Source organism: Ruminococcus albus 7 = DSM 20455 (assembly GCF_000179635.2).
Taxonomy (GTDB): domain Bacteria; phylum Bacillota; class Clostridia; order Oscillospirales; family Ruminococcaceae; genus Hominimerdicola; species Hominimerdicola alba.
Genome location: NC_014833.1, coordinates 1,184,278 through 1,196,541, shown reverse-complemented (window position 1 = coordinate 1,196,541; position 12,264 = coordinate 1,184,278). Strand labels below are relative to the sequence as shown.

General features: G+C 47.3%; 8 protein-coding genes and 2 tRNA genes. 1 reads left to right on the top strand and 9 read right to left on the bottom strand.

The window, feature by feature from the left end; genetic code table 11:
* Positions 1 to 8 precede the first annotated feature (8 nt).
* Positions 9 to 2,243: a family 43 glycosylhydrolase gene (locus RUMAL_RS05305; protein WP_013497750.1), complete on the top strand. Its 2,235-nt coding sequence runs from the start codon at positions 9 to 11 to the stop codon at positions 2,241 to 2,243.
* 107 nt (positions 2,244 to 2,350) lie between these two features.
* Here RUMAL_RS05305 and RUMAL_RS05300 read toward each other — a convergent pair whose 3' ends face one another.
* From RUMAL_RS05300 to RUMAL_RS05260, 9 genes are all read right to left on the bottom strand, one after another.
* Positions 2,351 to 3,010, bottom strand: a complete 660-nt coding sequence (locus tag RUMAL_RS05300; protein WP_013497749.1) for a GNAT family N-acetyltransferase — start codon at positions 3,008 to 3,010, stop codon at positions 2,351 to 2,353.
* Between the two features lie 229 nt (positions 3,011 to 3,239).
* The gene (locus RUMAL_RS05295) at positions 3,240 to 6,026 is read right to left on the bottom strand and encodes a CotH kinase family protein (protein ID WP_013497748.1); all 2,787 of its coding nucleotides are present in this window, start codon (positions 6,024 to 6,026) and stop codon (positions 3,240 to 3,242) included.
* Positions 6,027 to 6,300: 274 nt separating this feature from the next.
* A tRNA-Leu gene (locus RUMAL_RS05290) sits at positions 6,301 to 6,382 on the bottom strand.
* Between the two features lie 40 nt (positions 6,383 to 6,422).
* Positions 6,423 to 6,495: transfer RNA gene (locus RUMAL_RS05285), tRNA-Lys, on the bottom strand.
* 83 nt (positions 6,496 to 6,578) lie between these two features.
* Positions 6,579 to 7,088 (bottom strand): hypothetical protein, encoded by a 510-nt coding sequence (locus RUMAL_RS05280; RefSeq protein ID WP_013497747.1) that lies wholly within the window; start codon positions 7,086 to 7,088, stop codon positions 6,579 to 6,581.
* A gap of 65 nt (positions 7,089 to 7,153) precedes the next feature.
* Positions 7,154 to 8,236: a 3-isopropylmalate dehydrogenase gene (leuB, locus tag RUMAL_RS05275; protein WP_013497746.1), complete on the bottom strand. Its 1,083-nt coding sequence runs from the start codon at positions 8,234 to 8,236 to the stop codon at positions 7,154 to 7,156.
* A 76-nt stretch (positions 8,237 to 8,312) separates the two neighbouring features.
* Positions 8,313 to 9,467 carry a hypothetical protein gene (locus tag RUMAL_RS05270; protein ID WP_013497745.1) on the bottom strand — a complete coding sequence of 385 codons (1,155 nt, stop codon included), beginning with the start codon at positions 9,465 to 9,467 and terminating at the stop codon, positions 8,313 to 8,315.
* Between the two features lie 12 nt (positions 9,468 to 9,479).
* Positions 9,480 to 11,081: an MBOAT family O-acyltransferase gene (locus tag RUMAL_RS05265; protein ID WP_013497744.1), complete on the bottom strand. Its 1,602-nt coding sequence runs from the start codon at positions 11,079 to 11,081 to the stop codon at positions 9,480 to 9,482.
* A complete protein-coding gene (locus tag RUMAL_RS05260) occupies positions 11,078 to 12,256 on the bottom strand; it encodes a type III PLP-dependent enzyme domain-containing protein (protein WP_013497743.1) in 1,179 nt (392 codons plus the stop codon). Before RUMAL_RS05260 ends, RUMAL_RS05265 begins: the two co-directional genes overlap by 4 nt.
* Between the last annotated feature and the right edge of the window lie 8 nt (positions 12,257 to 12,264).

Here is a 12,264-nt window from a genome sequence, read left to right as displayed (position 1 = left end):
ATTTTTTTATGAAACTGAAGAAAACGATTACCCGACTTTGTACAGCAACTCTGAGCAGCGCAGTATTGCTTTCGACAACTTCTGCGTTACCTGTGTCAGCGGCAATGTCACCCGATTCAAACGGGTTCTATTACCATGATACTTTTGAGGACAGCAGCGGCAACTGGGAGATAAGGGGTTCAGGTGAGATACTTCTCAGCGGCAGACATCCTTTCAAGGGTACCAACGCGCTCCTTATCAAGGACCGTACCAGTGCATGGCAGGGCGCTCAGATGGCGCTTGATACTTCTACATTCATTCCCGGAAAAAGCTACAGCTTCAATGTATTCGTTGACTATGAGGAAGGCGAGAGCACCCAGAATTTCCTGCTTTCCATGCAGTACACCGATTCTACGGGCACAGTAAAGTACCTGCACCTTGCAGAAGGCTCCACCTCCCGCGGACAGTATCTCCAGCTTTCAAACCCCAGCTTCCAGATACCATCGGATGCCAGCGATGTTTACCTTTATGTTGAAACTACCGACGTTTACGGCAATTTCTACATCGATGAAGCCATAGTTGCCGCTGACGGTGTAACGATCGACAGCTCAGGGGCTTCACAGGGCTACACCGCACCCAAGACCCCAGGCGATATCCGCGGCGATGTGAATCAGGACGGCAGGATCAACCTGGCAGACCTGATACTTGCTAAGCGCGGTATGTATTCGGGATTCCCGAACAAGCAGTCTCAGAAGGCTGCAGATATCGACAAGAGCGGTACTGTCGATAATGATGATATCAATTACTTACAGGATTTTATCCTCAAGAAAATAAACAGCTTCCCCAAGATAAATAAGATAGATTTCAACGAAATGGCAGGCAAATTCGGCAATGTCAGCCTCGCTACCGGCTATAAGAAGTCCAACGAGAACAACCCCCTGATATCTCAGTACTTCGGTGCAGACCCCGGTGTAATGGAGTATAACGGCAGAGTATATGTATTTATGACAGACGACCATCTGCTTTACAGCAACGGTCAGCTCAAGGATATCGAATACGGTACTATCAACTGCATCCGCTGCATATCCTCCGACGACCTTGTTAACTGGACAGACCACGGTCTGATAAATGCAGCCGGATCTAACGGTCTGTGCAGGTGGGGCGGAAACTCCTGGGCACCTACTGCCTGCCACAAGAAGATCAACGGCAAAGAGAAATTCTTCCTGTACTTCGCAAACGGCGGTAACGGCATAGCAGTTCTTGAAGCCGACAGCCCCACAGGTCCCTGGAAAGATCCTATCGGCAAGGCACTTATCTCTCGTTCGACCCCGAACTGCGGCAACGTTGAATGGCTGTTCGACCCTGCAGTACTCGTAGATGACGACGGCACAGGATATCTGTATTTCGGCGGCGGTGTTCCCAGCGGACAGAATGCTCACCCCAAGACTGCAAGATGTGTAAAACTCGGCAGTGATATGACCTCTATCGTAGGTACTCCCCAGACTATTGACCCGCCTTATCTCTTTGAGGACAGCGGCATACACAAGTTCAACGGCAAGTACTATTACAGCTACTGCTCGAATTTCAGCACCGGCGGAAACCAGTATGGACTGTCAGGCGGTGCTATCCAGTACATGGTCAGCGACTATCCTCTCGGACCCTTCACATACGTTGGTGAGGCATTCAAGGGTATAGGCACATTCTTCGGCACAGGCGGCAACAACCACCACACCATATTCAAGTTCAACAATCAGTGGTATCTGTTCTACCATGCACAGTACTTACAGGACAACATGGGTCTGAAGGGCGGCTACCGCAGCACTCATATTGATAAGGTAACGATCAATTCCAATGGTACTATCCAGGCTATCACAGGCACCAAGAAGGGTGTCAGCCAGATCAAATCGTTTGATCCCTTCCGTACCCAGCGTGCAGCTACATTCTCGCATCAGGGCGGCATAACCATAAGCGGCAGCGGCGATTATTCTACCGTACAGGCTAAGAAGGGCAGCTGGTACCGTGTATCCGGAGTTGATTGCGGAAGCGGCGCAGAAACCATGACATTCAAGGCTTCTTCCAACACAGGCTGTATCGTTAAGGTTTGCACAGGCAGTGCAAACGGAACAGTCGTATCCTATGTTGAGATACCCGCAGGTTCGTCAATGCAGGAGATCACAGTTCCTGTTCAGGGTCTGAGCGGCAAGAACGATCTCTATTTCGTATTCAACAACAATGCTTCAGTTGACAGCTGGAAACTTGATTGATACCTGAGATAACTATCATAGCATAATATCAAAATGGCTGCACAGAGTTTTCTGCGCAGCCATTTTTTGTTTTAGGCCATAATAATTGAAGTCATTAAGTACCGATGTCACTCACGGGCTATCACCGAATGACTGTGGATATAGAACTCTTCCTGACTTGGCTGCCATGCCTTTTTCATCGGCGTGAAAAGCTTGTCATACTCTTCCACCGCAGCTTCATCTTCACAAGGCGCATCAGCATCGTTCTGGTGATAATACCACTTTCTGCCATCGAATACGCCGTCTTTCAGCGGCTTCACCAGCAGTGCCGCAGGGTAGATATCTCCTTCAAAGCACACATTGTACTTTCTACAGCTTTTATATCCTCTTGCAACATAGTTATCGGGGTTTCCGAAGTTTATGACAGTATCGTAGCCCATCTCTTCTGCCAGCCTGAAAGTGTGTTCAAGCAAAGCCTTGCCCAGCCCCTGACGCTGATATCCTTTCCTCACGCAAAGGGGACCCATGGTGAGTACAGTCCGTTTACAGCCCTGTTCATCTGTGATATCAGATTCGGAATACATCACACAGCCCAGTATCCTGCCATCGCTTTCCAGTACATAATCAAGCTGCGGCAGAAAAGCCTTGTGCTGTCTTAACAGGTGTATGAAATAATGCTCGCTGCATCCCGGTACGCTTAAATTCCAGAAAGCTTCACGAGCCATTTCTTCCACCTCACGGTAGTCCTTTTCTGTTTCCTGTCTTATGATATAGTCTTTGATCTTCATTGTTTTTACCTCCTGTAAATGTTTGCCACACTACGGGAGGCTTGTGCAGATAGTATTCGCAAACCTCCCGTTTACGCTGCTATCTCCGTTTTGATATTCGTCAAAAAGACAACTCCTTAATAAGATAATAATTATGTTATCCCGTCGGCACACCGTATCATCGTATCTGCCGGTGTGCCATGGGGATAGCCCTAAATAATGTTCTTACATCACCCGAATGTCGTACCTATCACTTTACAGTAACTGTAACAGCATTCTTGATGGGGTCTGTGGTGTTCCACTGACCGTTAACTCTTGCCGCAACTGCTACCTTGTAGCTCATGCCCGGGGTGAGGTTCTTGGGTGTAACAAAGCTGTTTGTGGTTATGCTTGAAGTCTGCACTCTCCACTTTCCTGCCAGGTATACAGCTATGCCGTACTTGTCAGCACCCTGTACCTTGTCCCATACGAACTGTATCTGATGATACTGGGTATTGTAATTCACCTTGATGTTCGTAGGATAGTCCTTTGCTGAGGGCTGTGATGAACCGCTGCCTGCCGCATACACAGCCTGAACTGTCACGTTCTGACCTGTGGGCTTGATAACTGCTTCCTCAGATGTCGCACTGCCCGAAACGAACTGCGCACCGCTGACTACCCACTTTTCAAGATGATATCCGTCCTCGGGCTTAGCTTCAAGGGTCAGCTTGCAGTCTGCGGGATATACACCGCTCCAGCTGCTGTCATAAACCTTCAGGGTATTGAAGTTTACGTGTCCCTGTGAAGAGTTGTTCTTCACGGTGACGTTTACTGTGCCGCTTATGCCGAAGTACTGCATCACCTGCTGTTCGCAGGCAGATATACGGTTCGACCAGAAACTGCGAATAGAAGAAACCTCCGTCGAGAACTTGTCGTTGCCGTTTGCCTGCTGACCATCTCCGGGGTTCTGCTGACCGGGCTGTCCGCCCTGTCCGGGGAACTGCCAGCCGCCGCCCCAAATTCCGCCGCCCCAGCCGCCTGTGCCGCTTGACCAGTTGAAACGTGCGTAGCTCTTGCTCATGGAAGCCTTGTATGCATTTTCCAGCTCATTCAGGCGCGAGAGCACCTTGTCGGTATCAAAGTTCTCGTTGCACAGATCAAAATAAGCTCTCAGGAAAAGGTCACGGAAATCCTGATTCTCACACAGTCCGAAGAACAGCTGTGTTATCCACTTGTTCTTGTTTCGCAGAGCCTGTATAGCGTTGGTATTTGCGTTGCTCTGTCCGTAAAGACCCTGACCGTATTCGGTATCAAAGAGTATGAAACGCCACTTGCCGTCGCCGTACTTCTTATCAGCGTCAACTGTCTCGGTCTTCCACAGCGCATAGTTGTTATCGCCAAAGTCGGAGTTGCCTACTATCAGCTCTGTTGCCATATATTCGGCAAAGCTCCTCATATCCATCAGCTCTTCAAGTCTGGCGTATGCACTGCTGTCCTTGAAATTGTTTGAAGATACAAGGCGCTTCAGCTGTTCATAATCCGAAAGTCCCTGCTGAGTGCCGTCAGCGAGCTCATCGGTCTTTATCATGCATACATCGTCTTCCTTGACCTTGTAGTGGTCGGAAATGTATTCCTTGCCTATCTTTTCTGTGATATTGTATGTACCCCAGAATTCACCGTCCAGGAACACAACACATTCTGTCTGTGCCTGTGAACCGAAATGACGGTCGCTTACCATCTCATGGTTCAGACGGTCACGAAGCTTGGTCTTGTAATCGTTGCCGCCGTTACGCAGTGTTATCTTCTCAAAGGAATCTATAACTTCACCCTTGTGGTTGGTCAGCTGTCCGTTGAAGAAATCATATTTCAGCTTCTTTGTACCGTATTCGCTCCTTGCATAAAGGTTGAAGCTCTTCTGTACATCGGCACGTGTAGCCGCACCGTGTATACGTATGCCTACGTTTGCGTTGTATGTGGCTTTTCCCTTTTCAAACACTGTGATATTTGCGGGACGCTCCCATTCCTTGCCGTCCTGTGTATAGTTTGCGGGATGGCTCCAGGACTGCATCATATTTCCCGTAGACTGATCGTATATCTTGCCCTTTACGTATATGCCTTTTTCATAGTCGAAAAGGTTGTCGGGGTCGGTGACGAGGGATATGACACGCATATTCATCTCGCAGTCGTTCTGGGTATAGCCTATAAAATAAGTCTTTGTTACGATATCGCTCACATTGCCGTTACGGTCAACAGCAATTGCACGTACTATGGTAGCCTTGTCAACAGGCGAGCTGGGCGGAGTATATCCGTCAGCAACATCTGTTCTTGCAGAATATACATTCTGCTCCGATGACCTGTCATATATGTTTATGCTGCCGTTAGCACGCTCTGATGCAGTTGTCGGGTCACTGCCGTCAAGGGTATAGTATACAGTGCAGCCCGAGGGCGCAGATATCGTCAGGTCAAAACTGTTGGAGTAGAAACCGCTCTCTTTTGAGAACTGCGGCTCACTCACATCTGCCTGAACGTTCTGGTTATTCTGGTTTGCATAACCCGGTGTCAGCGAAGAAAAGATACCAAAGTTCTGGCTGCCGTCGGGTGTTCTGCCATAGGAAGTATTATCACTGAGCGCTGGTACTTCAACGGTTTCAACTGCATTCCCGTTCGCATTTGAAAGTATTATCTTCTCACCGTTCTTGGAAAGGCCGAAGGACGCGCCCTGCACACCGCTGCTGCTGTCAACTCCACAGTAAATGGTATAATAACCGTATGCGGGTATGGAAGCATTTCGCGGCAGTGTATACTGCATAGGTGAAGCTGCATCGTCAGACAGTCCATAGCCTGCTATGGATATAGCGCTTCCCGTGGGATTGTACAGCTCTACAAAGTCATAGAACTGACCGTCTGATGCGGGTACAGTTGTGTTCTTGGTGCAGACTTCGTTGATAACGACACCCGAAGCCGCACTGGCTGTCAGCATCGACTGCCCAAGTGCAGCAACACCGATCAGAGCAGCAACGCCTGCCGCAGTACAGCGGCCAAAAGCTCTTCTTTTCATAAAAAAACTCCTCTCATGATCATAATTCGTATGCCTTCACATACGTGCGTATTATAACCAATCTCCTTGTTTTTCATATCATACTCCTTGGCAAGTATACCATAAATTAATCAATTAGTCAAGATATTTAATGTAAAACAGACAAGGGCTTTATAACTTTTTTCTTAATTATTATTTTATCATTTAACTAAAAATTCCATGTCCCACAACATACATAAACACAATAAAACCGCCAAGATACGCGCTGAACGTATCCTGACGGTTATCAATGAAGTGCGGGTGACAGGACTTGAACCTGCACACCATTCGGCATTAGAACCTAAATCTAACGTGTCTGCCAATTTCACCACACCCGCATATAAAATACCGCCTCCGATGTGTACCGAAGGCGATAAATGAGCCATTGGAGATTCGAACTCCAGACCCTTTGATTAAAAGTCAAATGCTCTGCCAACTGAGCTAATGGCTCATTTGCTTTGAGATATCTCTCATAACAACTCATATATTATAACATCTTTTTTCTGAATTGTCAAGTGCTTTTCAAAATTTTTTTCAGAAAAAAAGTTTGTGCAGAAAATTCCTTATCACACCGCCCGAAAGATCATCTGCCACAGCTATCAGTAACAGTGCGCAGAACAGCCCGCAGATCACCCCGCCAAGGAGCGCGGCAAATATCTCTCGCCTGATAAGGTGCAGTTCTTCCACAAGGATAGGTATGCTTTCGTCGCGGCTCATAAACACCACCTCGGTTTCTTTCAGCTTTTTATACCGCCTCGCCCTGCCGCTCGTGGTGGAAAGAAAGTACATTTCCTCGTTATCTGAGCCAGGCGGCTTGCACTCCACCGTGACATTATATTTATGGTATCTCGTACGTCCGCTGCCGCATTTCAGCATATTATAATCCATAACCTTTGCGGGCGCCGTAATACCATTTCTCTTGAAGAACTTTATCCGCTTAATGTCCGTCACTGCTTTGTACAGCATATACCACGTTATCAGCGCTGAAATCACCAAGGGTAAAACTATCTCTTTTATTACCCCCGAAAATCCCAATTTTCTCATATGTTATCTCCCAATAAAAGCAGGGCTGCCATAAATTGACAGCCCCCACCGAATCATTATCTGATTTATACTCTCTCTGCTACCAGAGTACCCATTTCCTTACAGCCGACCTGCTTCATGCCCTCGGACATGATATCGCCTGTACGGTAGCCCTCAGCAAGCACCTGCTTTACTGCATTGTCGATAGCGTCAGCTTCCTTATCCATATCAAAAGAATATCTGAGCATCATGGAAGCTGAAAGTATGGTAGCCAGAGGATTAGCCTTATCCTGACCTGCGATATCAGGTGCAGAACCGTGGCTGGGTTCGTACAGACCGAACTTTGTATCGTTCAGCGAAGCGGAAGCCAGCATACCAAGTGAACCGCTGACCATAGCAGCCTCATCCGAAAGGATATCACCGAACATATTCTCAGTGAGTATAACATCGAACTGCTTGGGATCACGTACCAGCTGCATAGCGCAGTTATCCACCAGCATATGCTCCAGCTCTACCTCAGGGTAATCCTTAGCTACTTCGTTTACTATCTTTCTCCAGAGTCTTGAAGAATCCAGCACGTTTGCCTTATCAACGCTTGTTACCTTCTTGCGGCGCTTCATAGCGATATCGAAGCCCTTTATAGCTATACGTCTTATCTCATTCTCGTTGTAGGAAAGGGTATCAACAGCAGTCTCAACGCCGTCAACTTCCTCGGTCTTTCTTGCGCCGAAGTAAAGTCCGCCTGTAAGCTCACGCATTATCATCATATCGAAACCGCCCTCGATGATATCGCTTCTCAGGGGGCAGGCAAATTTCAGCTCGTCATACAGGTTAGCGGGACGCAGGTTAGCGAAAAGTCCCAGTTCCTTACGTATCTTCAGCAGACCTGCCTCGGGGCGGAGGTTGGGAGCAAGCTTATACCAGGGAGAGGTGGAAGTATTACCGCCTATAGCACCCAGCAGTACAGCATCGGCAGCCTTAGCGGTAGCAACAGCCTCATCTGTCAGCGGAACGCCGCAGGCATCTATGGAACAGCCGCCCATGAGTATATCTGTGTATTCAAAGCTGTGACCGAACTTAGCTGCCACTGCATCAAGTACCTTTATTGCCTCGGTAACTATCTCGGGACCTATACCGTCACCCTTAATGACCGTTATTTTTTTATTCATATCAATTACTCCTTTTGCCGTATCGGCAGAATTATCAATGATTATAGTATACCATCTGTGCCTGTACTTGTCAATATCACTCTTTTACGGAGGATTCTCCTTCTGTGTGTTTATTCTTATACTTCGCGAACTTCTTCTTCAGTTTAAGTGTGTGATCGCTGAGATTTGAGAACTCGTTATACTGATCATCCTCATCCTCAAGAGTTTTCTTTTTGAGAACATCGAATGTTTTATATGTATACTCAGCACATTCACGCCACTTCTTATCTACCTTTTCGGAGTGAGAAGTTTTGATATCATAGTGATCTACTATGTACTTTCCGAGGTATATGGTATTCTTCTCATTGCCGAAAACATTCAGGTGATCGCCGTTATAGAAGTCGGTATTTTCGTCTATGCCGATATTCTCATCGTTTTCAAAATTCTCATAATCATAGCCTGCATCAGTGATAAGCTTTCTGAGTTCTTCATCAACTTCGGGAGTCAGCTTATCCTTATGAGGTGTACGTATGAACAGCACATTTTCGATCCCAAGTTCGTGGCAATGATCGATCGTCGCTGTCAGATTCTTTATACCGTAATCACATAATTTGTGGACTCTTTTGGGAGTTTTCTTCTTTTTGGAATCTGTAGTTGTTCTTGTACCGAAGCTTTTCATAAGGGATACGTCATCCTTATAATTCTCCCACAGCTGGTACTGTCTGCCTGCCAGCAAAAACGGGTGTTTCCAGTTGTCGTGGTATTTAAGTATACCTAAGTAGTAGTTGATCCGTTCATCCTCGGGTATCTCCTGCTTTACAAGATCGTACCAGAGTTTGTCCTTCTTCATATTATCTATCCACTTGCGGACTACTCCCTCTTTGTAAGAGTGATCGTCATTATATAAGAATCCGTTTACCTCGAACACCACCAGCTGGGGCTTCTGCCTTGATACGAAAGTATCCAGCATCGAGCTGTAGAAATGACCCGGTGCTCCCTCAAAAGCCAGATTGTAGCTGGTAAAGCCATACTTATCATAGGCTATGGGCGGTGAGAAATCAGCATAAGCCTCACTGCATCCTATAACAGCAACATCCAGCGAATCTTTCGGTTCGCGGTAAAAATTGCGTATATGTGTTTCCGAGCTGATAGCCGTGTACTGCAAAACATAGGATGTAAGCACAAACAGAAGCACTGTCACCACGCCAAGGCCGGTCAGCTTCAGCATACGTTTTTTCATTTTGCTTTTCATTTGCTCTCCTTATCAGAACTGCATATAATAAAAATCCGCGGGGTTTGAACCCGGTCCGTAAACGCCGAAAATTATCACTGCATACAGCAGCAGCAGGAATACCAGCGACTGGAATACAAAGCTCCTTTTGCATATCCTTTCTCTCAGAGTTACCTCTGAATGCTCCTGCTTCAGCGATACGATCAACATTATTACCATCGCAGCAAGCACTGCGACAACATCGGCTCTGCACAGTGACAGCGAACCAAGGAACTCCCTGCTGAACAGTTCAGAGGGATGCAGGTCTGTCACCGACATATACATCATGTGCATCGCTGTTGAAAAATCAGGCGCTATATCAAAATAGTAGCCCACCAGAACTATCAGGAATGTCCTGAAAAGCTGGAATACTATGAACAGCTTGTTTGTATTCTCTATATGAAGCTTCTTCTTCCAGCTCTCAAAATTGCTCTCCAGAAGTGTGGATATCATTATGATACCGCCGTTCCATGCACCGAAGGCAACATACTTCCAGTTTGCGCCGTGCCATATACCCACCACAAGGAAGGTTATCAGCGAAGCTATGCTGACAGGCAGCACCTTCGATATCTTCATGCCGAACTTGGCTTTCAGCGCCTTGCCCATTTTCTGGAAAGGCTTTGACATTGCCACGGGATAGAACAGATACTCCCTAAGCCATGCGCCGAGAGTGATGTGCCAGCGGTGCCAGTACTCCGAAATATCCTTTGAGAAATATGGTCTTTTGAAGTTTTCAGCCATATTTATGCCGAAAAGCTGTGCCACGCCGCGGGAGATATCTATACCGCCCGAGAAATCGGCATACAGCTGCAAAGCATACATCAGCGCCGTCAGCAGTACCGCTGTTCCCGAATAACTGTCGCAGTCATTGGGTACAGTCATCACTGCAGTAACAAGTCGGTCAGCGATAACAAGCTTTTTGAAAAAGCCCCATGTTATCAGCAGAACGCCCTGCTTTATGTTTTCAAATCTGACATCCTCACCTGCGTAAAGCTGATGTGCCAGGTCACTGTAAAAAGCTATGGGGCCCTGCACTATCTGCGGGAAGAAGGACACGAACAGCAGAAATTTCAGATAATTCCGTTCCGCCTTATATTTCTTGCGGTAGATGTCGATGATATATCCCATGGACTGGAAAGTATAGAATGATATACCTATCGGAAGAAGCAGTCCCAGCCTAGGGACACTTCCGCGCCCTGTCACGGAATTTATAGTATCCGCAAAGAAGTTGAAATATTTCAAGAACGCCAGCACACCGAAGTTCAGCACCAGCACCGAAGCGCAGATCCGCTTTTTGCCTGCTGTCACCTTGTCCTTGTAGGCGCTCTTTTCTTCCTTGCTCCACTTGCCTTTCTGTGACTTTACATAAGCATCTTTCTGCTCGATGTATTTTTCCAGCCAGAGTCCTCCGCCGTAGGTAGTCGCGGCGGTCATAAGTATAAACAGTACCAGTGACGGGTGTTCCCTGCATATTATCCCGTAGAATCCCATGCTTGCCGCCAGAAGTACCCACCATCTTTTGGTCTTGGGTATGATGCCGTACAGCAGCAGACAGACTGCCACATACAGCAGGTAATTTATCGAAGTGTAGCTCAAGGTCTTACCTCCGATGGGGTATTAAGAGGGTGTGTTGCCACATGACCTCGCTGAGAAACAAGTCCGTCTTTTTCGCTGAAAAGAGCTACTGCGGGCATATCTCTCGAAAGGAATGCCGCTATGCCCTCCGCAACGGAATAAGCACCGCACTTTGAAAATGCGATGATATCCCCTCTTTCAAGAGTCGGGAGAGTTGCCTTGCGCACAAGTATATCAGCGGTGGTACAAAGACTTCCGCACAGGCAGTAGTCCTTCTCCTCCCCTGTTTTTTCAATTACTTCTATAGGCGGAACTTTCATAGCCATGTTCTGACCGTAGTAATTCACATGGTTTATACCGCCGTCGCATATCACGTATTTTAAATCATTTGTGGTCTTTATGTCCATTATTTTGGTCAGATAGCTTCCACATTCAGCCGCAAAGAATCTTCCCATCTCAACAGTAAGTGGGTACTTTTCCGCAAATGGACGGATAACCGCAGATGCTTCTTCAAGCAACGCAATATCGGTGCTTTCGGTAAAGTCCTTATAATACTCCACCGCCAGCCCCGTGCCGTACTCGATATGTGAGGGCTTATAGCCATGCTCGTTTTCAAGCTCTGCACAAAGCTCATCCAGAAGTGCGAGCTCCTTTTCTATGGTCTTGACCTTAGTTTTCTGCGTGCCTGTAAAGTAGTGCAGACCTATTATCTCAACGCCTGCAAACTGCTCCCTGCGGTCGATAATGTCCAACAGATCGGACTTATCCATACCGAACTGGCTTCCGTGGGCAAGTCTGAGTATCAGCTTCACCCTGCCGCCGTTCTTTACCGCACACTCGTTAATAAGCTCTGCGTGCAGTCTGCTTTCGGCTGTAAATATGGCAACGCCGTCAGCATATGCGCGTGCGATATCTTCCCCGGTCTTGTTCACACCCGAAAATATTATCTTATCAAGTGGCGCACCCACATTCTCGCATATACTGAGTTCTCCCGGAGAGCATACTTCGATATACGAAAACTCCTCCGGCAGTGCTGCCAGCAGAAAAGGGTTCGCCTTTATGGAATAGCAAAGCCCGACCCTGTCACCAAAGGCATTTTTTACTGCCGCTGCACGCTTTGCGAATACATCCGTATCAAATATATAGCAGGGCGTGCCTAAGGTCAGAGCCGCATTTTTTAATATCTCTTTCTCCATGCCGCAGT

Excerpts from the sequence above, each read along its gene's own strand:
- RUMAL_RS05305 (WP_013497750.1), top strand. The coding sequence starts at position 9 with ATGAAACTGAAGAAAACGATTACCCGACTTTGTACAGCAACTCTGAGC.
- RUMAL_RS05280 (WP_013497747.1), bottom strand. The coding sequence starts at position 7,088 with ATGAGAAAATTGGGATTTTCGGGGGTAATAAAAGAGATAGTTTTACCC.
- leuB (WP_013497746.1), bottom strand. The coding sequence starts at position 8,236 with ATGAATAAAAAAATAACGGTCATTAAGGGTGACGGTATAGGTCCCGAG.
- RUMAL_RS05270 (WP_013497745.1), bottom strand. The coding sequence starts at position 9,467 with ATGAAAAGCAAAATGAAAAAACGTATGCTGAAGCTGACCGGCCTTGGC.
- RUMAL_RS05260 (WP_013497743.1), bottom strand. The coding sequence starts at position 12,256 with ATGGAGAAAGAGATATTAAAAAATGCGGCTCTGACCTTAGGCACGCCC.
- RUMAL_RS05300 (WP_013497749.1), bottom strand. The coding sequence starts at position 3,010 with ATGAAGATCAAAGACTATATCATAAGACAGGAAACAGAAAAGGACTAC.
- RUMAL_RS05295 (WP_013497748.1), bottom strand. The coding sequence starts at position 6,026 with ATGAAAAGAAGAGCTTTTGGCCGCTGTACTGCGGCAGGCGTTGCTGCT.